17 protein-coding genes and 1 pseudogene are annotated in these 21,759 nt (G+C 40.6%); 5 read left to right on the top strand and 13 right to left on the bottom strand.

The features are described 5' to 3' along the window. Positions 1-181: 181 nt before the first annotated feature. Positions 182-757 carry a hypothetical protein gene (locus ACMAZF_RS09530; RefSeq protein WP_435277116.1) on the top strand — a complete coding sequence of 192 codons (576 nt, stop codon included), beginning with the start codon at positions 182-184 and terminating at the stop codon, positions 755-757. Positions 758-876: 119 nt separating this feature from the next. On the opposite strand, the gene istB is transcribed toward ACMAZF_RS09530, so the two are convergent. Both istB and istA read right to left on the bottom strand, forming a co-directional pair. After that, complete coding sequence (istB, locus tag ACMAZF_RS09525; RefSeq protein WP_435277219.1) at positions 877-1,623, bottom strand: IS21-like element helper ATPase IstB; 747 nt, start codon at positions 1,621-1,623, stop codon at positions 877-879. A 10-nt stretch (positions 1,624-1,633) separates the two neighbouring features. After that, a pseudogene (gene istA, locus ACMAZF_RS09520) lies at positions 1,634-3,182 on the bottom strand (IS21 family transposase). Positions 3,183-3,494: 312 nt separating this feature from the next. Here istA and ACMAZF_RS09515 point away from each other — a divergent pair. Further along, positions 3,495-3,776, top strand: coding sequence for a hypothetical protein (locus ACMAZF_RS09515; protein ID WP_435277115.1), 282 nt, complete (start codon positions 3,495-3,497; stop codon positions 3,774-3,776). Between the two features lie 8 nt (positions 3,777-3,784). Here ACMAZF_RS09515 and ACMAZF_RS09510 read toward each other — a convergent pair whose 3' ends face one another. The 4 genes from ACMAZF_RS09510 to ACMAZF_RS09495 form a co-directional block, all read right to left on the bottom strand. Continuing rightward, the gene (locus ACMAZF_RS09510) at positions 3,785-4,471 is read right to left on the bottom strand and encodes an SOS response-associated peptidase (protein WP_435277114.1); all 687 of its coding nucleotides are present in this window, start codon (positions 4,469-4,471) and stop codon (positions 3,785-3,787) included. Between the two features lie 168 nt (positions 4,472-4,639). Further along, the gene (locus ACMAZF_RS09505) at positions 4,640-5,209 is read right to left on the bottom strand and encodes a hypothetical protein (protein WP_435277113.1); all 570 of its coding nucleotides are present in this window, start codon (positions 5,207-5,209) and stop codon (positions 4,640-4,642) included. Next, on the bottom strand, positions 5,202-5,672 hold the full coding sequence (locus ACMAZF_RS09500; RefSeq protein WP_435277112.1) for a hypothetical protein: 471 nt from the start codon (positions 5,670-5,672) through the stop codon (positions 5,202-5,204). The genes ACMAZF_RS09505 and ACMAZF_RS09500 overlap by 8 nt, the downstream gene beginning before the upstream one ends. 175 nt (positions 5,673-5,847) lie before the next feature. Beyond that, positions 5,848-8,094, bottom strand: coding sequence for a TonB-dependent receptor (locus tag ACMAZF_RS09495; protein WP_435277111.1), 2,247 nt, complete (start codon positions 8,092-8,094; stop codon positions 5,848-5,850). A gap of 243 nt (positions 8,095-8,337) precedes the next feature. On the opposite strand from ACMAZF_RS09495, the gene imuA reads away from it, so the two are divergent. The 3 genes from imuA to ACMAZF_RS09480 are packed head-to-tail and all read left to right on the top strand — an operon-like array spanning position 8,338 to position 13,598. Further along, positions 8,338-9,015 carry a translesion DNA synthesis-associated protein ImuA gene (gene imuA / locus ACMAZF_RS09490; RefSeq protein ID WP_435277110.1) on the top strand — a complete coding sequence of 226 codons (678 nt, stop codon included), beginning with the start codon at positions 8,338-8,340 and terminating at the stop codon, positions 9,013-9,015. Then, a complete protein-coding gene (locus tag ACMAZF_RS09485) occupies positions 9,015-10,469 on the top strand; it encodes a Y-family DNA polymerase (protein WP_435277109.1) in 1,455 nt (484 codons plus the stop codon). The genes imuA and ACMAZF_RS09485 overlap by 1 nt, the downstream gene beginning before the upstream one ends. 6 nt (positions 10,470-10,475) lie before the next feature. Next, positions 10,476-13,598 carry an error-prone DNA polymerase gene (locus ACMAZF_RS09480; protein ID WP_435277108.1) on the top strand — a complete coding sequence of 1,041 codons (3,123 nt, stop codon included), beginning with the start codon at positions 10,476-10,478 and terminating at the stop codon, positions 13,596-13,598. Here ACMAZF_RS09480 and ACMAZF_RS09475 read toward each other — a convergent pair. From ACMAZF_RS09475 to ACMAZF_RS09445, 7 genes are all read right to left on the bottom strand, one after another. Next, on the bottom strand, positions 13,576-16,083 hold the full coding sequence (locus ACMAZF_RS09475) for a bifunctional diguanylate cyclase/phosphodiesterase (protein WP_435277107.1): 2,508 nt from the start codon (positions 16,081-16,083) through the stop codon (positions 13,576-13,578). The two genes, ACMAZF_RS09480 and ACMAZF_RS09475, sit on opposite strands and share 23 nt — an antisense overlap. A 1-nt stretch (position 16,084) precedes the next feature. Further along, positions 16,085-17,302: an MFS transporter gene (locus ACMAZF_RS09470; protein WP_435277106.1), complete on the bottom strand. Its 1,218-nt coding sequence runs from the start codon at positions 17,300-17,302 to the stop codon at positions 16,085-16,087. Positions 17,303-17,979: 677 nt separating this feature from the next. Beyond that, entirely contained in the window at positions 17,980-18,273 is a 294-nt protein-coding gene (locus ACMAZF_RS09465; RefSeq protein WP_435277105.1) for a hypothetical protein, read from the bottom strand. 36 nt (positions 18,274-18,309) lie between these two features. Next, the gene (locus ACMAZF_RS09460) at positions 18,310-18,918 is read right to left on the bottom strand and encodes an ATP-binding protein (protein WP_435277104.1); all 609 of its coding nucleotides are present in this window, start codon (positions 18,916-18,918) and stop codon (positions 18,310-18,312) included. Between the two features lie 462 nt (positions 18,919-19,380). After that, positions 19,381-19,701, bottom strand: a complete 321-nt coding sequence (locus ACMAZF_RS09455; protein WP_435277103.1) for a histidine kinase dimerization/phospho-acceptor domain-containing protein — start codon at positions 19,699-19,701, stop codon at positions 19,381-19,383. Between the two features lie 271 nt (positions 19,702-19,972). After that, positions 19,973-20,857, bottom strand: coding sequence for a transporter substrate-binding domain-containing protein (locus tag ACMAZF_RS09450; protein ID WP_435277102.1), 885 nt, complete (start codon positions 20,855-20,857; stop codon positions 19,973-19,975). 247 nt (positions 20,858-21,104) lie between these two features. Then, a complete protein-coding gene (locus tag ACMAZF_RS09445) occupies positions 21,105-21,524 on the bottom strand; it encodes a transporter substrate-binding domain-containing protein (protein ID WP_435277101.1) in 420 nt (139 codons plus the stop codon). Between the last annotated feature and the right edge of the window lie 235 nt (positions 21,525-21,759).

The following is a 21,759-nucleotide window of genomic DNA, read 5'->3' as shown; positions in this document are numbered from 1 at the left end:
GTTTCCGTATTATTTCTGGAAACCTTACCTTTCAAATGATGTGAATAATTGGTTTATGCGATGAATATGTATCGTCATAAAACACTCATCAATCTGTCATAAAAGTTTTCTATCTTGTCTGTAATTTATCAGCGTGAGTTTACTCACGATTTAAACTAGACCACTTAGGTAGGAATTCCTCATGAAAAAATTTGCAATTAGCGCACTTGTTGGTGCATCGATTTTGTCTGTTGTTGGCTGTCAAAGTACTGATACAGCAGCGGTTAAAGCGCCAGTAAAAAAAGCTGTGGCGAAAGTTGTTAACAATAACGATTTGTTTGAAGTGGCTCATGATGGTCGCTATTTCGTATTCGATGATTTTGCGACTTATCAGCAGTTTTTAAGTGTTGGCGAAACAGCATACCGCAAAGTTTATATTGGTGATGGTCCACACGGCGAAACCTTAGTATTTGGCCTTACCGGTAAAGACAAAAAGAAAACAGCGGGCATTGCTGGTATTGATATGTACCGCGGTAACTTGAACGCAAGCAGTGATTTCTACGGTGAAATTCGTTCTGAAGATGGCCGCTTATATGTATTTAGTACATACGAGGACATGGTTGAAACAAGAAAGCTTGGCGATGCTATTTACCGTTTCACCCAAATCGGTGCCGGTCCAGACGGAGAAACGGTTGTTTTTGTATTAAACAAATCCAATAAAAAGAAACGCCCTGATGCACTTATTAACGCCTTTAAAAAACGTAATAATCTAGGTTAATTTCTAATGTGTATTCTCATGAAGATGATCACTCATTCTCACCGAAGCTGATCAGTTGTTCTCATCCATACTGATCACTCTTCGGTGCCATTTTGCGGCTCGGTAACATTGTTAATTGATCACGACGTCTCCGTCAAGTTCATTTCTAATTTTCGCATTGATTCTCCCTGTAACTCAAAACGCTGTGAACGATGAATAAGCCGATCCATAATGGCATCTGCATAGGTGGCTTCACCGATCAGTTCATGCCACTTAGCCACAGGCAGCTGACTCATTATGATCATTGAACCTTGTTCGTGTCGTGCGTCTATTATGTCTAGAAGATCGCTGCGCTGCTGACTCGTCAACATTTCCATTCCCCAATCATCCAAGATCAAGATCGGTGTCTTATTGAGCTGGGCAAGGAACCGAGGATAACTTCCCTCGCCGTGAACTTGCCGTAGCTGCTCTTGCAGCCCTTTGATTCGGTAATAGCGTGCTGGTATGCCCTGTTGGCAAAAGTAATGCCCAATAGCACAGCCTAAAAAGGTTTTGCCGCAGCCTGTCGCGCCGGTAAAAATAAGGTTCTGATGGTGCTCAAGCCAATGTCCTTCAAGCAAGCTGCTAATTTGTGATTTAACAATGCCACGGCTCGCTCGGTAATCGATTTGACTTGGATGAGCAGCCAATCGAAATTTAGCATGCTTGACTAGGCGCTCTATCTTACGTTGCTCCCTGGTTGCAATTTCTTCTCCCAGCAATAGTGATAACCGATCATGAAAACTTAAGTCACTATATAAATGTGGCTGCTCTTCTTGGCGCGTTAGGCTGCTGAGAATGACGCTTAAACGTAAATTACTAAGCTGTTGAGTTAATTCGATATTCATCATATTTCCCTTAATGGTAGTAGTTTTGTCCACGGACATTGTCATGCTTGATATCTGCCAATAGATCGATTTGCTTAGGTTCACGTTTTTCTTGGTCTAAGTTCTTTTTCAGTATGATTTTTACGTTTGCTAGTCGGTAACCTCCAGTGTCTAGGGCCCGTTGACATGCCGCGTTTAGGCGCTCTTTTGAATAGACCTTGTTTAAGCTCAGTAAGCCAAAGCAGACTTTATAGCTTTGTTGTGGATGAGCTTTACTGTGCAATTGATAGTCGACCCACTGCGAGACATACTCACCGAGCGTACTCGCCCATTGTTTTAAGCGATCTGGCGTCCATTTAGCGTAATCTTGATGCGCCTTAGGCATATGCTCCACTTGAGTGCTGTAACCTCCGATGCGGATTGAACGAAGATGCTGGGCAATACATTGATTTTGATAATAAAGTTTTACAGTCTTATCACTGACATGCGCCTCGACTTGCTTTTTAAGTAGCCCATACGGCACTGAGTAATAGTGCTTATTCACTTCAATATGGTAATCAACATTTACTTTGACCTTTTTTATGTAGGTGTACTGGTAAGCGTGTCTCGGAAGAGGCCTCATGGCGGGCAGCTCATGGGTATTAAACTCTGTTGTTCTGTTTCCTGGCAGTTTCTGGAAAGGCTTGGTGTTTAACTTCACAAGTAATTGGCTGACCCGCTGATTGAGCTGCGTTAAGCTATAGAATGTTTCATGGCGTAATACCGCCATTATCCAGCGTTCGACGATCAGCACACCATTTTCAGCTTTAGCCTTGTCTTTGGGCCGCAACGGTCTTGCTGGAATGATTGCTACATTATAATGTGCAGCAAGCTGCTGATATGTTGGGTTTAAGTCAGAGTCATATTTACATGCTCTTGTTGTCGCTGAACGCAAATTGTCAGGCACAATAATATCGGGAATGGCACCTAAAAACTCGAATGCTCGAACATGGCTCATTACCCAATCTTCAAGCTGTTGGGATAGCGTCGCTTCAGCAAAGGTAAAATTAGTACCACCCATCACAGCAACGAATATTTGTGCGCCGCGAAATTCACCAGTTTGTGGGTTAACAATGGGGATTGTTGGGCCACAGTAATCAATAAACAACTTCTCACCGTACTTATGAATCTGTCGCATCGACGGTTGTTGACGTGACAGCCAGTCTTTGTAAATACGGCACATCTGCGGATAGCTATAATGATTAGTGGCATTTCGCTCGAACATACTCTTGCCACAGCAACTGTTTAGTAACGCCTTTACCCTTTAATTGACTATTGAATTGTGACCAGTTTGGCAGCGGGATCGCAGTCCTAGGTTGGATTTTGGTTTGCAAAAAGCACTTATTGAGTTTGATGTCGTCCCAAATTGGTGGCAACGGCCATTCCTCTATACCCATGAGCTTAGCGCGGTTGACATAGGTCGATACAGTACCGGGTGAGATAGACAAGCTTGTACCGATTTTACGGTGTGATAACTTGGCTTCATATTTTAATCGAAGTATTTCTTTAAGTTTTCGCATTGATATTGACTCTGCTGGCATAACGACTCCTTGATAAAAATGGAGTAAACATTATGCGGTTATAACAATGCAAAATGGCAGTATTGAAAGCAGTCATTTGAAATTAGCCTAGCTAAAATCAGTGATCAACATCAATGAGAAAAGGTGATCAGCTTGAATGAGAATGTGTGATCAGTTTCGATGAGAACAGGTGATCAACATCCATAAGAATATGCATCTAATAATCTTTTCCATAAAAGCAACTTAATTGTTGCTTTTATCTCTCTATATTAATACCTTAAACCACCACTACAGATAGTAATATCTTCGTCGCCTGAGGTTTAAGGAAAAGGCATGCTCAATAAATTTCGTTATATATTATCTCCTATCGCGTTACAGGTGGACGAAAATTGGGGAGCGTATATTCAGCTTATTGATTATGAACATCGAGATTATATCGAAGATGTGTTGTGTGAGTATTTTGATATTGAATATGCCTTTCGCTCAAATGAAGATAACACTGGAGATTACGTTCTATATTTTGAAGATAAATATAAATTCAAAACTATCGAACAAGCGATAACTCAAATCAACGAATACCACAAAATTAATAAAAGAGAATATAAGGTTATCTAGAGCACTTGTCATTTATCTCTGTCAATTACAAAAGCTTCTCCTACAGCCTCTCGCAGAGACGGTTTATTAATAGCCTGCGCACTTAGTCTAGTCACGATACGTGGTTGCAGCACGTCGTTTAATTGATTGGGATCATTAACCGTTGGTTCTAACCACATATTGTATTGATGCGGCGCTAACATAGCTGGGCTAGCCTTGGTGTGAATATTGGCAAATTTTGGATGCGGTGCATTGGTGATAATAGAACATGAATAGGCTAACTCACCTGTCCTTGGGTGACGCCATAAACGATACAATCCAGCAAAGGCCAAGGCTTCGTCAGTGGCAGTCATGTTGTGATAGCTTACGGCTTTTTTGTTGACGAATTGAGTTTCACCAAAGCCTGATGCTGGAATAATGCAGCGTTGACTGCGATAAGATTGATACCCTGCACTACCTGCTTGATTCACCTTGTCATAACGGGTATTAAACGATGTATAACGCGATGGTTTAAAACCTTTATCATTCGGTTCAAGTAGTAACCACCATGTGGCGTCTTGTAACCGACGTTGTCCTTGCTCTTCAAGTATTACAGACACTGGCTGACATGGTGTAATGAAAGGTGAATGCCGCTGCTCTTGTGGATTATCAACCTCTAGACCTTCTAATAACAGCTGTACAAATGAATCATCATTAACATTAAATCGTCCGCACATAAAAAACTCTGTTTTACTTAGTGTTGTTACTTACTGTATATTTGAACAGTTAACAACTCAAGCTGTAAATCGGATTTAATCGGCATATAATTTTTCCAGTCTGATTTTATTCGTAGTGGTTAGTAAGTTAATTGGCTTGATGATAGTGATGGCTACGACGTCTATACGCTAAGAAATCCATAGCTTTTTAGCATTAATAACCTTCCATTCCATACCTGTTTTCTTCAAATGAACAAGGACATCACGTGAACCGCATAGCCCTAAACATCGATAGCCAAACATGACGACTGCTTCTTCGTTTTTTTCATCAAGAATAACCCTAGATAATGTGTAATATCCGCCAGCTTTATACTCTTTAGAAAAACGCTCCCAAAAGTTATTGCGCTGCTGAATATCATCTTGAGATGCATCAATATAGCGAGCAGTAATCATTATCGGTTGCCATGTCGGCTTTCCCTGCTCACCACTTGTAAGGAGTTTACTAAGTGAGTTAGATGGTAAATCTTTGAGGTTTAAGTAGTTAATTAACTCGTTAACTGACATACCTTTAGCCATGCCTAAAGTATATCGATCAGAAATCAAGACTGACTGTCTCGCATCTTGAAATATTTCATTGAAGATATGCTCATAAACTTGATGTTCAAGTGATATGCCCTGCTCCTGTTTAGAGCAACCAAAGAGCACTAGAAACAAGATAAACCACAATTTTTTTATATTCATAAATGAAATATTACTCATGTGTTTTCATGCGTAAGGTATCGATAATCTCGCGTCGCTGAATTGATGAGAACGCATAATAATTAAAGGTTATCCTTTGTTGATCGCGTCCTTTCAAAATAACCGTACGAAACAAACCTAAGAATGTACTCAAGACTTCAAACCCATGATAATTTTGCCAGCTCATCATTTCTTTTTCGCCATAGTTAATATAACTAATTGCGCAGTCTGAAACCTCTATGCCGTGTTCTATTACTTTTCCTTTGCTGGTATTAAATACGACAAGCCAAATAACCAGTAAGGCAGGAATACCAATGTAAATTCCAGCATAAATATATAGAGTTGTCTGATTTAAATCTGGTTGTTTTACACTTAATAGTGCGGCGGCTATGAAGCCAATAATAACAGACATAGACAGCAGCACACTTTGATTAATACGGTAGATAATATTCTGCCAACGGCTTTGTTGATAAACTTTTTGCATTGTATATCCCTATATTACAATCAAGTTTCAATGGGGTTCAAACATAGAGTAAAAATGATTATGTTGCAAAGAGTTAATGCTAATTCAGCGTTAAATAATAGTCGTAAAAAGAAAAGATCCAATGCCACGAATGGCATTGGATCTTCATTGTATTAGCTAGGTTGTTTTTAAAAACTTATAGCTCAAAATCATGGGTGTAACGCAAGCCAAATTCGCTGCGATCATTGCTGCGAACGATACCAACAAAACCAGCTTGTTGTAAGCGACCTTGATCGTATACTTCATTAAATACGTTTTCACCATATAGGCTAAGTGACCACAGAGCATCGGCAGGCTGATATTTAACATTAAATCCAGCTAAATCTCGCGATGAAATTTCTTCTGTTGGGTTGTTAGATGATTGCCCTTGCATGCTTGAGCGATAAGAGTAATCCGCGTTAAATGCTAACGAAGCACCTGAATCAAGTTCAACATAATAAGAGGCAGCTAATGTTGCTGTATATTTTGGTGTTAATGCTGGAGTTGCACCAAGTTCAATGCCTGTTACGCCATCGTCAATTTGTGATATTTCAGCATCTAAATAGCCAAATGCAGCGCGAATATCGAAATCGTCAGTAACATTAAGTGTTGCTTCAATTTCAATACCTTTAGCTTCTGATTCACCAGCATTTTCAATGATGGTTACAAAGCCACCGCCTGCTGTAGGATCGCTATACGGTAATGCTAGATCGCTGTACTTAGTGTAAAACACAGCTGTCATTAACGTTAGGTTATCAAGAACTTGTCCTTTAAAACCAACTTCATAGTTAATGGCTGTTGTTTCATCAAAGGCTACAAACTGCGCTGCACCGCCAAATGGACGAGGTGGGAATCCGCCTGTTTGGTAACCCTTTTGAATCGTTGCATAAACATTGTGACCGCTATCTAATCGATAAGCCGCATTTACATCCCAAGTGACTTCGCTAAAGTCTGCTTCAACAAATTTGCGTTCGGCAAAACTTGGGAACATCGCATTCGCTTTTTTCTCATCGCTTGAATAACGTAAACCACCACCAATATCTAGGCGTTCAGTTAAGCTGTATGACATATTAAAGTACGCGGCATATGACGTTGTTACTTGGTTTAAATCAAAGTAACCGTAATCACCAAATGAATCATCACCATTGGTTAGTTTGCCATTTGGGGTATTCCATGGGCTAAAGGTCCAAGGGCCTGATTTTGTGTATCCGTCTTCAGTGAAATAATACAGACCAGACACGAAGTCCATGTTGTCGAATGTACCATTTAATTGTAATTCAACAGACTCTTGATCAGCACCACCTACTTCAGGAAATTCAGACAGATGTAATACAGTGCCGTCATCATCTAAACCACCTTCGTAATCAGAGTGACGTTTACTGATAATAAATTTTGCATCATATTGTTCATTGATGGACCAGTTTGTTGTCAGCGCCGCGCCCCAACCCGATGCTTCTGTTGATTCTAAACCAGCGACTGCGGTGCCTAAATCATCAGGATTAGTAGGTAATAAAGATTCGTTAAGTAGTGGAAAATCGCCATTGAAAGGGTCGTTAGCATCTAATGCGTCAGTCATTTCAATCGTATATGGACTTTGCCCTGATTTGTTATCTACGGTATCAACGGCAAATACAAAAGAGAGATCTTCTGACGCCTGGAATTTAGTGGCAATACGCCCACTAAATTCATTTTCTTCACCAATTTCACGTTCAGGGTTATCAAGATTGATAGCCGTACCAACACCGTCACGTTTTTTATAAGCGCCACTTGCTGAAACGCTCCACGCATCAGTTAGTTCGTTGTTATAGTAAGCCGTTGTTTCAACGCGGCCACGTGAGCCAGCTTTAGCACTGATGTTGAATACGTTTTCATCGCCAGGTTGCTTTGTAATTACATTAATGGCACCACCCAACGTATTACGGCCATACAAGGTTCCCTGAGGTCCACGTAAGACTTCAACGCTAGCAATATTCGGCAATGATAAGTTGGCTCCCATTTGGCGACCTAAATAAACACCATCAACATAAACACCCACACCAGGATCGGTAGTGATGATATGGTCTTGTAACCCGATACCGCGAATAAACACTGATGCGTGAGCTGTGTTACCAGCACCAAAACGTGAAATATTTAAGTTAGGCACATATTTTCCAACATCATCTAAGTTTGAGACGTTGTTGTCATCTAATAATCCGCTGTCAATAACAGTAATAGCTGTCGGCGTTTCTTGTAATGATTCACTACGCTTACGTGCTGTCACCATAATGCGTTCTACATCATTTTTAGTGGCCGTTGGTTTTTCTTCTGGTGCAGCTTGAACGCCCATTGCGCTCGACATTGCTAATGCTAGTAGTGAAACTTTAGTGCTGATAGATACAGCGGTGGTGTGTTTTGACAAATTCATTGCGGTTACCAATTAGATTAATAAAGGAATGTCTTTGCCACACTGAGGGAACGATTCCACCTCATGCGGCAGCGCATACTAACAGCGATATTAGGCAGACTCAATATTTTTCATCAAAAGACTACAACATGGCCACCTTAGCAATAGAAAATTCTTATTTGCTCTTTTTCTAAATTAATGTACTGTATATTTAAACAGTATTTATTAATTTGTATAAAAAAGGTTATTTGTGAGGACATTTTCATGAATAAAAAATTAGCAGGCCTCATTGATGGCCGTAAAATTTGGTTAGGAAATCAGCAACAGCTTGTCGATGAATTTTGCTCAACAGGCTATTTGCTATTAGATAAAAAACTAGGTGGTGGCTGGCCCCAACATGGTGTTACTGAATTGCAAACGGCCAATGGTATTGGAGAATTGCGCTTACTGGCCCCTTTTTTATCGACAGTCGCAACAACGCAGCAACTCATTATGTTTATTAACGCACCCAGTGTGATTAATAGTCAAATGCTTGCTTTTAATGATATTGAACCTAGTGCAGCAGTGATGATAAACACCAATGATGACAGCCAACAGTTATGGAGCGCAGAGCAAAGTTTACACAGTGGTTGTGTCAGCATTGTGGTGTTATGGCAGCAACAATTTAGTAGTTGCCAAATTAAGCGCCTAAAACTCGCCGCAAAAGCAGGAGGATCCCGTTTGATCGTTATTCGCCCTCCCAATCAACTTAGTGCCCTGCCAGTTAACTTAACACTTGCACTGATGCCAAGTGATAACGGATTAGATATTACGATAAAGAAACAGCAAGGCCATTGGCCACAGCCGATGTTTACGCTTGATATGAGTCAACAATGGCCAGATCTCGTCACCAACAGAACCTACGATAATGTTATTGCATTAGCTAAGCGTCGAGTCAGCTAATGTTGTGGTTATTTGTCGACTTTCCGCAATTACAACTCGATAGTGTTGATGACAAGCGGTGTGAACAACAAACACCAATGATTGTTGTTAATGGCCAGCACAATGCGGTCGTACAGGCTAATCAAGCGGCAATTGATTGTGGTGTTCGCCTTGGTTTTGGCCTAGGGCGTGCTATTTCACTTAGTCAGCAGATGCAAGTGATTAACTACGACGAGAAACTCACGAATAAGCTGTTAGCGCAAATTACGCAGTCTGCTTATCAAGTCATTGCGGATATTGCTCTGATGCCGCCTCATGGGCTTTTACTACGCTTGAGCCCAATGTTCGTGCTCTACGATGATTTAGCAGGATGTTGGCAACGCGTTCAAGAATGGTTGAATAGTTTACAGGTCAATTATTGCGGGGCAACAGCGTTCAACCCTCAGGCTGCTAAGCTTATAGCTAGCGCGCAAATATTATCGCAAACACAAATTAGTGATGACAAGCATCTTATTAACCAATGGTTATCAAAGACCCACGTTAATGCACTTAACACCAGTGAGAAAATCATCGAACAGTTGTTAGCCATTGGCATCAGCAATGTCGGTGCATTACTCGATTTACCGATGGCACAGCTAGCACGTCGTTTTGATAGTGATTTTTTAACTTATATCAGCCAAATCAAGGGAGACATTCCACTAGTTATCGATTTTTATTTACCGCAAACCCCCTTTTGTTTTTATCGCGATCTCAATTATGAGCTTCATACGACAGTTCATTTAACACCTGTGTTAAGTAAAGTATTAGGTGAGCTATCAAGTTATTTGCGTATTAGAGACAAATTGGCTTTGTCGATAGAATTAACCTTAAAGTTACGTGATAAACCGGCGCTTGTCGTCACTGTTCATAGCAGCCAAGGAGAGCAATCAGCAGCGGCATGGCTGACATTAACGCAGTTGCAATTAGAGCGTGTTGAGTTAAGCGCCCCTGTGATTGCCCTTGAAATTAATTGTCACGACACCAGCAGTAAAACAACCGTCAGTGAAGATTTATTATCTCAAGCCAGTCATGGCGCTAAGCGGCAGCGCTTATCTAAAGCGCAGTTACTGAGCCTGTTACACGCTAAACTTGGTGAAGGTAATGTGACTCAACTTGATTATCACAGCAGTCATTTACCTGAAGTGGTTAATGGCCTTGCTGTTTCAACGCCACACAGCCGTTGTGAGGCGGTTGAGCTATCGAGTATTACCGAACAGGTGCGTGGCGGTTTGCGTCCCAGTTATTTATTGAATAAACCAGAGCCTTTGACGATGGCGGTTAGTATTTTTCACGGGCCAGAACGATTATGCAGTCATTGGTGGCAAAAAAGCCCCGTAACACGCGATTATTATATTGCCAAAAACAGCCAGCAGCAGTGGTGTTGGGTTTTTAAAATTCCCAATGGCCAATGGTTTTTACATGGCTATTTCGGGTGATATGCGATGAGTTATAGCGAGCTATTTTGTCAAAGTAACTTTTCGTTTCTCACGGGCGCATCTCAGCCACAAGAACTCGTCACACAAGCGGCTTTTTATGGTTATGACGCCATAGCGATTACCGATGAATGTTCAGTAGCTGGGGTTGTGCGTGCTTATAGTGAAATAAAAGACAATAAACTCAATATTAAGCTCATTGTTGGCGCAGTGTTCAGACTTGAAGACTTAAAAGTGGTGGTGCTGTGTCCCGACCGTGATGCTTATGGTGAATTGTGCCGTATTATTAGTAATAGTCGTCGCCGAGCGAATAAAGGCCATTATGAGTTATCAACGTGGGATCTGATGTCGTTAAAGCGTGCATTACTGCTTTTTATTCCCAGTGGTAACCCTAAAAGCGATGAACATTGGTTAACGTGGTTAGTAAAGTACCATCGCGATCGCTTGCATATCGGATTAACATGCTACCTCACGATGGGAGAATCTCATTATCATCGTCATTGCGTGGGGTTAGCAAAGACTCATCAGCTAGATGTTGTGGCTTGTGGCGGCGTATTAATGCACAGCAAGAAGCGTTTAGCGCTGCAACATACTCTACATGCCATCAAAGCTGGCTGTGACATCCAGTCACTTGGCAGCAATGCGTTATCTAACAGCGAATATGCCCTTAGACCACTGCATCAACTTGTTAAACTCCATCAAAGTGAATATTTAATTAATGCCTCGTTGCTGGCTAATCGTTGTCATTTTGATTTATCACAGCTGCAGTATGAATATCCCAGTGAAGTACTGCCTTCAGAACACTCAGCTGATTCTTATCTGCGTTTATTGGTGGCTAAAGGCATTAAAAAACGCTTTCCAGCAGGCGTTGATGAACATATTCAAGCAACTATCGATAAAGAACTATCACTTATAAAGGAGCAATCGTATCAATATTTCTTTTTAACCGTGTATGACATTGTGCAATTTGCTAAGCGTGAAGGCATTTTATATCAAGGTCGTGGCTCAGCGGCTAATTCCATTGTGTGTTATTGCTTAGAAATCACTGCCGTTGACCCACGGCAGATATCTGTATTGTTTGAGCGATTTATTTCTAAAGAGCGTAACGAGCCGCCAGATATCGACGTCGATTTTGAACATCAACGCCGTGAAGAAGTGTTTCAGTACATCTATCAAAAATATGGCCGAAAACGTGCGGCGCTCGCCGCGACGGTCATTACTTATCGCTTAAAGAGTGCAATTCGTGATGTAGGAAAAGCACTTGGCCTTTGCGAAACTCAGCTTGATTACTTTATCAAGAATCTAAATCGCCGTGATCAAACAACACCTTGGTATGAGCAACTTAGCCAACACGGTTTAGATTTATCCACGACCCTTGCTCAACATTTTGTTGATTTAGTTCATGAAATTTTAGGCTTTCCACGCCATTTATCACAGCATGTCGGCGGCTTTGTTATTTCTTCTGGGCCACTGCATGAACTCGTGCCTGTTGAGAATGCTGCCATGGTTGATCGCACGGTGATCCAGTGGGACAAAGAAGATCTACAAACGTTAGGTTTACTTAAAGTTGATGTACTTGCTCTTGGTATGCTTAGTGCCATTGCTAAAAGTTTTACTATGCTCAATAAACATTATGGGCATGATTACAACATCGCAGATATCACCCGATACGGCGATGATCCGCAGGTATTTTCAGATATTTCTCGCGCCGACACCGTTGGTGTGTTCCAAATAGAATCGCGAGCACAAATGAGTATGCTGCCGCGACTAAAACCACAGTGTTACTATGATTTAGTCGTGCAAATAGCCATAGTAAGGCCTGGACCTATTCAAGGCGATATGGTGCATCCCTATTTAAAAAGGCGCGATGGCATAGAAGCCATTAGTTATCCATCAGACGCAGTAAAGGCAGTGTTAGAACGCACACTCGGCGTGCCAATTTTTCAAGAACAAGTTATCAAGTTAGCCATGGTGGCCGCAGGATTTAGTGGTGGTGAGGCGGATCAGTTACGCCGAGCGATGGCAAAATGGCAACGTAATGGCAAACTCTATCCATTTAAAGAAAAACTACTAAACGGCATGAGTGAACGTGGTTATAGTGCCGAGTTTGCTGAGCGTATTTTTAAACAAATTTGTGGCTTTGGGGAATATGGTTTTCCTGAGTCTCATTCCGCTAGTTTTGCTGTGCTTGCTTATGTTTCTGCGTGGTTAAAACATTATTATCCGAGTGTATTTTATTGCGCGCTACTCAATAGTTACCCAATGGGATTCTATTCACCAGCACAGCTTGTCCAAGACGCTAAAAGGCATGCCGTCACTGTCTATGAGGTTGATATTAATGCTTCTAGTTATGATCACACCCTTGAAGCAGTCGATGGAATCGATTCAAAACAACAGCCATTTGCCCTGCGCTTAGGGCTGCGTCAAATAAAGGGACTCAGTCGTCAAGCGGCTGATACTGTCGTTGGCCATCGACCAACGACTGGTTATCAAAAGCTCAGTGACATTAAAGGGTTGGGTTACGAGCAACAAACTGTCACTCAAAAAGATCTCAATGCGTTAGCGAGTAGTGGCGCGCTACATAATTTTGGTGATAACAGATACGTACTGCGATGGCTAATGATGGATGATTTATATGATTTACCACTGTTTAGACAACTAGCACCAAGTGTGCATGATAAAGCACAGCAACCTGTTTATATTACAAGCCCTGATGATCAAGATAACCTCATCGAAGATTATCAAACTCTTGGACTTAGTTTAAACCATCACCCCATTGCCCTACTTCAGCGTCATAATCAGTTAGGTCGTTTTACACAAGTGCAACACCTCATAAATATTCCCCATCAAAAGCCAGTCACTGTTATTGGTGTTGTCACAGGTAGGCAATCACCAGGAACAGCATCTGGTGTTACTTTTGTAACGCTAGAAGATCACACGGGCTCAAGTAATGTTATCGTTTGGCAAGCAACGGCTCATGCACAAAAACAAGCCTTCTTAACATCACGTATTTTGAAAGTTCAGGGGATTTTGGAGCGTGAAGGTGATGTTTGCCATATTATCGCAGGCAAACTCACCGACTTATCGCATCTGTTAGAGAAACTCAACCCTAAAGCGCGTCACTTTCACTAAATACAGCTGATTCAATCTCTGGTGCATATTGCTCACAAAGCTGTATAAATGGTAACGGCTTGCTGAAATAGTACCCTTGAATAATATCGCAGCCTAATTCACGTAATTTATCGTACTGCTCTATTGTTTCAACACCTTCAGCTACTGTACTCATATGGCCTGACTGAGCGATTAAAATTATCGAACGTACTAACGACAGGCTTTGCTCAGACGATAAACACTTCATAATAAAAGAGCGATCTATTTTTAATTCACTGATTGATAACTGCGTGAGATAACTTAACGACGAATAGCCAGTACCAAAATCATCGAGTGAAACATCAAAGCCACGATCCCGCAGTTTCTCAATCACAGCTCGAGAACGCTCCATTTCTGAAATCAAGACATTTTCAGTGATCTCTATTGTCACGTAAGCGTTAGCTAATTGGTGCTTCTTAGTGATTGCACAAACCTTTGCCACAAAATCTTCGTTAATCAACTGCGCTGGCGACACGTTAATAGACACCGCAATTGGGCTCGCATTGTTATTGTTATATAACGCAATATCATGGCAAGCTTGTTCCATTACAAAATCGCCAATTGAATCTATCAAACCAACATTTTCTGCTACTTTAATAAACTCGTCCGGCGCAATAAAACCAAGCTCACTGTTGTGCCAGCGAATTAATGCTTCAACTCCCATGATTTGGCAACTTGTGGCACAAATCTGTGGCTGATAAACCAATGACAGTTCATTATTAACAAGCGCTGTTCTCAGTTTAGTCTCAATTAATAATGCCCGCTCTAATTCCAAATGCAGCGATTGTTCATAGAATAAGAACTGGCCTTTTTGCTGCGCTTTTGACTTATAAAGTACCAAATCCGCTTTGCGAATTAACTCGCTGGCTTCAAGTCCATCATGTGGATACATTGAGATGCCAATGCTTCCGTTAACATGAAGTTTATTGTTAAATATATCAATTTCCCTTGAAAACACTTGCTGAATCGCCAAAACCTTTTCTTTAGCGTGTTCATAATCTATCAACAAAGGGAAACAAAAAATAAATTCATCGCCGCCAAACCTGAACACATTATCTTTAGGTCCTAACAATTCGCTAAAGCTTTCGCCAAGCACCGACAGCAACCTATCACCAGTCGCATGACCATAATGGTCATTAATCTTTTTAAAATCATCTAAATCAAAAAACATCACCGCCAATTGCGTGTCACTTTCAAGGCATAATGTAATGTCGGATTCTATCGAAGACTCTAACTCACGGCGATTTCGTAACTTAGTGAGCGGATCATGGTTGGCTAAAAAACGTAATTGTTCTTTATTATCATTTAGCTGATTAACGTGGCGTAAAATTTTAGCTTCATAACGTTTAAACCGTTTTGCCGTATTACGAGAGATCACAAAACACACGGCCACCAGCATCAAGCTTAAAACGGTGCTAAGCAACAAAATTTTAAGTAAAGTTTCTTCGTTCTTGAGTTCTAAGTCTCGTTTGTGATCAACAAAATATTGGTTTACGGCTTCCAAATCAATAGAACCGACTAGAGTCCAATGCCAATCAGGATTATGGCGCGCATAGGTAATTTTACCCGTTAATAATCCATTATCATCAATATAAGAATGCGATGAATCAATAAACTCACCGTCTAAGAATAACGAATGTCGTTGTTTTACATGAAATATTTCACTTGTAGTCACTTGGCCGATCATTACAGGATCGTTATGAGAAATGTAATTCAAATCATCATTGACAATAAAATAATCAAAGGTCAAATTAGAGCGGTTTAGCTGTAATCTAGCCAACATTGTATTTTGTAATTGCGTTTCGAAATCTACAAGGTATTCGCCGGTTCCTAAATACCAATCAAGCGGTTCAAAACGCTTGAGGAAACCAACTTTAAAATACGGCCTGGTATCTGAATCGGGTTTTTGAAACCACCAATGATAAAAGGTTTCATCGCGCTCTTTCATCAGCGCAACCATATCTTTTACAATCTTAGTGCCCTTCACATCCACCATATCGGTGATCGAAGTGCCTTCTAAATCTGGCTGGATAGGCAGTAATTCGCTAACGCCATCGAGTGATGTCGCAAAAAAATACCCTCGTCCTTCTAAAAAACGTACATTACGTAATGCGTCTTTAATTCGAATTCCAATTTCTAATTTTGGTAACGATTGATTACTGCGATAAATACCCATTGCAATTGCATGTGCTTCTAAGACACGTTCTCGTATATCATTTTGAAGCTGTTCTGTTGCGGTATTCTTTTCAAAAGACGTATGACTAGATAACGCATCAATTTGATTTTTTAGTAACAGGCGTTGCTGACTAATGGCGTTATTCGATAATCTCACTATGTCCCGCTCAAGTGCCGCCTTATTCTCTTTGATTAATAACATAATCATGACCGCAGAAAACAATACAACAACAGTGATAGGCCCATATTTAATAAGCTTTAAGATGTTTTTATTTGATGAAGTGTTAATCAAGTTAACATCCTATTTTTTTAGTAACAGAAGATGATTTATTAGCGAAGACCACCACAAACAACATCAAGACAATGAAAGGTAAACTCGCGGTAATTAGCGTAATCCAACCGAAGTTAAATAAGATAACGCCCGCCAGCAGCGACACTAATGCTTGTGTACAGAAAATACTAAAATCATTGATAGCTTGTACGCGAAGACGTTCGTGACTCTCGTAAGATTTTGGCAATAGCAGCGTGCCACTAGAAAATAGAAAATTCCATCCAATTCCGAGTAATACCATCACCCACCAATAGTGCATGACGCTATGACCAAGATAAGCAAAAAGCGCGACGGCTAAATAACATAACGTACCAATGAGCATCACATTAAGAAGCCCTACTTTACGAATTATCCAAGCCGAGAATAATGACGGTAAATACATCGCGATAATATGACTTTGTACTACCCATTTTGTTTGCTCTAATGTATGACCATCAAGTACATGCATACTCAAAGGCGTTGCAGTCATCACATAACTCATCACCCCATAGCCAATTGCAGCACTGGCAAGTGCAACGAGAAATATTGGTTGACGACAAATATCGATAAGAGAACGAGGAGCTCCTTCAATAGCACTTTCTTTCACTTGAGTTGGCGTAATTTGGGTGATGGCCATCATGCTCAATAGAATTAAAACGGCAAGTCCGACGAAAGAGCCGACAAAACCGTGGGTCGAATCTATCCAATCTTTTCCAGCTACCGCAAGTTCAGGACCAAGCATAGCCGCAAAAATACCGCCAACCATCAACACAGATAATGCCGTTGCATGATCTTTTTCGTCGACACTTTCTAAGGCACAAAATCGCATTTGCGCAACAAATGACATACTAAAGCCAAGGAGTACACTTCCAGCAACAAGTAGCCAAAATGATAGATAATAGGCGGCGCTTGCTGATACTAATGCACCTATCACCGCAATAGATAATCCAATAAGTAGACTTACTCGACGACCAACACGATTTGTAAGCCGATTCGCCGGAATAACGGCCATCGCTACGCCAATAATCAGCGTAGAAATTGGCAACGTCGCGATTTCAGGATCAGGTGCTAGATGCTGCCCTAAAATTCCACTTACTAGGACCATTAATGACGTCGCACACATCGCCAGAGGCTGGGCAAAGAATAATAGCCAGATGTTTTTAGATAACGCTAAATATCGACGACCGACGATGGCACTCATACAAAGTGCTAATAAAGTAAACAACAAAGTATAAGACATTAAGCCCTCAACCTTACGTAAAAATAATAGAAAAGTATTGTTTAAATAAACTAAGTCATACTAATAGCACGGTAGTAAACCATAGATGTAACCATTTGAAAATAGCTAATAAAAACTATTAGCTTGTTATACTCGTTTCTCCAATTGTTCGATAAAGCAAGATAGTAGCCGCTGAGTGGACACTACATCAAATGAACTTACTGCCAAGTTAAGCTGATGAGAAAACGAAACAAGCACCGCGTATTTCATTAGAGAAGCTCTCTCAGCCAAGTCTTTAGCAAACAAACTAGGGTCTGTTGATCTTTGTGGTTCAAATTTTGTTCAATCTAAAAGGATTTTGGGCACATGTTCATTGTTCCAGACTGAGCATAAGCACCCACATCCCTGTGGGCGAGGCATGAGGATTGATGCTGGGTTTACCCCAGTGAATGACGAATAACGCCGCACAAAATACTTTTAGGTGAATCCTACGGACAGCATTTGTTTGTTATTTCTACGGCGTTATCGCCTATTCGTGTATTGCTACAGGGATGTAGCTCATTAGGATAATGCAGGAGCTATTATCGAGCCAGCTACACCACATAGGCTCTGCCTTGTAGAAACCCCAAACAAATTGCTGCAAAAATGAACTCAAAAGATCAACAGACCCTAATATCATTAATATTGTTATTAGCTAACACCGTTCTTGCACGTAATTCAAAATCACGTCCTATGGCTATTGATGTTTCACTCGGAAAACGAATCGGCTTGACCAGAACTTCACTGTTCGACGACTCTTTTGGTTCATCAATCTCGTAGCTCAAATGCCGTTTAAGCATCTTTAATAAGGATTCTTCAAGTGATGACTTAAGCAGGTAATCACTAAAATACACTTGACCATTTAATGCATCGCCGCCTTTTAACTCAGATGCCGACACTGCAACTAATGGCAACTTATCATCGAATCGACTAAGGATTTCAGCCGCTTGCTAGCCATTGAGTTTTGGCATTCTAATATCTAGCAACACTAAATCGTAGCGCTTATGTTTTACTGCATCTACGGCAGATTGACCATCGGCCACTGTGTCTACATGTAGACCAAATTCAACTAACCATCGATACAGTAATAATCGATTATCTTCTATGTCATCAGCGACGAGAACATGTTGCCCCTTAAAAATGACTTGAGTATCTTCAATTTTTTTATCGCAAGTAATCGCCTCTTGTAAAACTTCTACATTACGAATCGCAAATGAAAATATGGATCCTTGTTCTAAAACACTGCACACTTCAAGATCACCGCCCATGAGATTTACCAGCCGTTTGCTAATTGCAAGTCCCAGCCCAGTTCCACCATATTGATCAATATTTTGGTCTTTAGGCTGTGCAAAACTATCAAAAATTATCGACTGTTCCATCGGACAAATTCCAATACCGGTATCTTTAACACAAAACGTTAGTTTTAGCTGTTCATCGATATAAAGCGCCGAAACTTGTACGCTAATTTTTCCACGATGAGTAAACTTGACTGCGTTACCGATCAAGTTAAAGAGTACTTGCCGTACTCTCGCTTCATCAATCAACACTCTGTTAGGCACGTCATCATCAATTGTTAAATCATATGTAGGGTCTGTTGATCTTTTGAGTTCATTTTTGCAGCAATTTGTTTGGGGTTTCTACAAGGCAGAGCCTATGTGGTGTAGCTGGCTACACGAATAGGCGATAACGCCGTAGAAATAACAAACAAATGCTGTCCGTAGGATTCACCTAAAAGTATTTTGTGCCGCGTTATTCGTCATTCACTGGGGTAAACCCAGCATCAATCCTCATGCCTTGCCCAAAATCCTTTTAGATTGAACAAAATTTGAACCACAAAGATCAACAGACCCTAAGATCTTTGCTTGCAATTTCAATCTCAAATATCTTACTAATCTCCTCCATGAGATTATGTAATTTACATGGCGCAAGTTGCAAGTGGATTTTTCCAGATTCAACCTTAGAAAAATCCAAAATATCATTGATCAATAGCAATAACGCGTTCCCCGCATTATTGATAGTGTCTAGATAGGACAGTGTTCTATGATCCTGAGCATCGTGAGAAAGTACTGCGTAAAACCAATAATAGCGTTCATTGGCGTCCGAATTTCATGACTCATGTTTGCTAAAAACGAAGACTTTGCTTTATTAGCATCAATCGCTTCATTACGCGCATCAATAATCATTTGTTCCATTGCCACACGGCTAGTGATGTCGACAACTAGCGTTAACATCGCGGGTCTATTATTGAAAGTAATTGGCAACATCGAAAGCATCATCGTATGCACCTGTGACTGCCACTTAAAATCTAACGTTAGTTGCTCTATGCCATCCTCATTAATCATGTTGCTAAAGAATGAAAAATCACGAGGTACATCAAGGAGTTCAACGAAAGGTTTCCCGACAATATCCCGCTCTGTATGTTGTAATCTTCTAATACCTGCTTATTTGCAGTTTCGATAAATCCTTTATGATTCACGACCATCACCTGACTGGGAAGAGAGTCAAGCAACAACTTATAGTGTGCCTGTAGTTCTTGGCGAGCATGGGTTTCACGCAGTAATTTTTGATACCACCAAACAATTAAAGCGATGAGCAATAGTGCAATCACAAAAATCAATGAGTATCAAGCGCGTAGTCCACATGGGACACAAACTTACTACTGCCCCAACGTGCTATGATCGCTTGCTTTTCACTATCAGATACAGACAATAACGCCTTATTAAGAATCGAAATCAACACTGTATTATTCTTATTAACACCAAAGGCAAGTTTCGAACTGAAAGGCGTTTGCCCAACAATACGAAGATTATTCATACCTTGTGATGCCATATGAAAACTTGCTTGGGCAAGCGTCGCAAACAACACATCAACTTTTCCTGTGGCTACCGCGTTCAACCCAGCATCAATATCACTGTAATGTGTGAACGTAGCGTCAGGAAAGCTATCGCCAATGCGCTGTGTATAACCGTAATCGTTAATCAGGGCTAATCTTAAATTTGCGACACTTTGCATATCACTGACATATTGTTGTGAGTCACGCATCACCAGTACGATCGGACTAGAAAGGTAGGTATTGCTATATAAGGTTCCATCACCGATATCGGACTGAAATATTTCAGAAATCATCGCCACCTGACCTTGTTCAAACATCGTCACCGACTCGTGCCAGCTTTTCCCTATATCGCGTTTAAAAACAACACCAAGACGTTCTTCAAATAGATCAAGCATCTCAGGAACGATACCGACATAATGACCTTGAGCATCTAATCCTTCGTAAGGTAGCCAATTAGGATCACCAGTCATTGTGATTATAGGGTTATCTAATAAAAAAGCTTTTTCTTTTAGCGTGAATTCAATATTGTTACGATCAAATCGGTCAAATAACACCTTACGAGATCGGGCCATATTGAGTCGAGAGAATTTCTCTTTGCGGTCTTCACTAATACTCGCCAGCGCTTTGTTAATTATATCGGTTAAAATAGGTTCAGATTTATTCACAAGCACATGAATATTACTGCGCCCTGTGTGGCGCATTGACTGAACAGGGGGATATCAACGATATTATTTTGATTGAGAATATATGAAATAGTCTGATAATTATTAAAGAGAAGATCTGCTTTGCCTTAGACGACTGCATCGATTGCTTCGTACAATGTATCAAATTCAACAATTAAAAATTCTGGAAATTGTTGGCGAATAAAATCAGCTGTCACAAAATCACTTGGAATAGCAATGCGTTTAGCACCTAATTCCGATATTGGTGTATTCTCGTAACGTTGATGGGCAAAGAAGTAATCGAGCACTTGTAGATAAGGCGCAGAATAATACCGATTTCTTCTCGGTGTGCAATATATTTCACACCAGTTAACAAATCTAATTGTCCCCTTTTAAAGGACTTTAAGTTGTTACTCCAATTGTCAGACTTAAACAGTATCTCAAGCCCAGTAAGCTCTCCAATTACTCTTAAAATATCTATGTCAATACCACGGATATGACCAAAATGATCTCGATACTCAAATGGCGGCCAATCTTCGCTAATACCAACAGTGATCCGCTGATGTTTTGCTATCCACGCACGTTCGACGTCTGAAAGAGACACTGTATTAACGTCAGTGAATCCGCTTAAAAGGAAATAATACCAAGTTGACAAAGTTATTGCCTTCATTTTTTTTCCTTCGCAAAACAAGATCACAAACTTAATCAAATTGGTATAACTACATAACGCAATGCACGTACCAATAATTTTTTGGAATGACATTCTATTGGTCAGCGAGCACAGTTAAAAACTCATCGATGTGCTCCAAAAAAATATCAACTATTTGTGGATCAAAGTGTTTACCTCGTTCTTCCTTTATATAATTTAACGCATTCGGCACTGACCATGAATCTTTATAAACACG

Source organism: Psychrobium sp. nBUS_13 (assembly GCF_051201665.1).
Lineage (GTDB): Bacteria > Pseudomonadota > Gammaproteobacteria > Enterobacterales > Psychrobiaceae > Psychrobium.
This window is presented reverse-complemented; position numbering and strand designations above follow the sequence as displayed.

What these genes read in the sequence shown, in the direction of transcription:
- ACMAZF_RS09530 (WP_435277116.1), top strand. Translation starts at nt 182, where the DNA reads ATGAAAAAATTTGCAATTAGCGCACTTGTTGGTGCATCGATTTTGTCT.
- istB (WP_435277219.1), bottom strand. Translation starts at nt 1,623, where the DNA reads ATGAATATCGAATTAACTCAACAGCTTAGTAATTTACGTTTAAGCGTC.
- ACMAZF_RS09515 (WP_435277115.1), top strand. Translation starts at nt 3,495, where the DNA reads ATGCTCAATAAATTTCGTTATATATTATCTCCTATCGCGTTACAGGTG.
- ACMAZF_RS09510 (WP_435277114.1), bottom strand. Translation starts at nt 4,471, where the DNA reads ATGTGCGGACGATTTAATGTTAATGATGATTCATTTGTACAGCTGTTA.
- ACMAZF_RS09505 (WP_435277113.1), bottom strand. Translation starts at nt 5,209, where the DNA reads ATGAGTAATATTTCATTTATGAATATAAAAAAATTGTGGTTTATCTTG.
- ACMAZF_RS09500 (WP_435277112.1), bottom strand. Translation starts at nt 5,672, where the DNA reads ATGCAAAAAGTTTATCAACAAAGCCGTTGGCAGAATATTATCTACCGT.
- ACMAZF_RS09495 (WP_435277111.1), bottom strand. Translation starts at nt 8,094, where the DNA reads ATGAATTTGTCAAAACACACCACCGCTGTATCTATCAGCACTAAAGTT.
- imuA (WP_435277110.1), top strand. Translation starts at nt 8,338, where the DNA reads ATGAATAAAAAATTAGCAGGCCTCATTGATGGCCGTAAAATTTGGTTA.
- ACMAZF_RS09485 (WP_435277109.1), top strand. Translation starts at nt 9,015, where the DNA reads ATGTTGTGGTTATTTGTCGACTTTCCGCAATTACAACTCGATAGTGTT.
- ACMAZF_RS09480 (WP_435277108.1), top strand. Translation starts at nt 10,476, where the DNA reads ATGAGTTATAGCGAGCTATTTTGTCAAAGTAACTTTTCGTTTCTCACG.
- ACMAZF_RS09470 (WP_435277106.1), bottom strand. Translation starts at nt 17,302, where the DNA reads ATGAGTGCCATCGTCGGTCGTCGATATTTAGCGTTATCTAAAAACATC.
- ACMAZF_RS09455 (WP_435277103.1), bottom strand. Translation starts at nt 19,701, where the DNA reads ATGATTAATGAGGATGGCATAGAGCAACTAACGTTAGATTTTAAGTGG.
- ACMAZF_RS09445 (WP_435277101.1), bottom strand. Translation starts at nt 21,524, where the DNA reads ATGAAGGCAATAACTTTGTCAACTTGGTATTATTTCCTTTTAAGCGGA.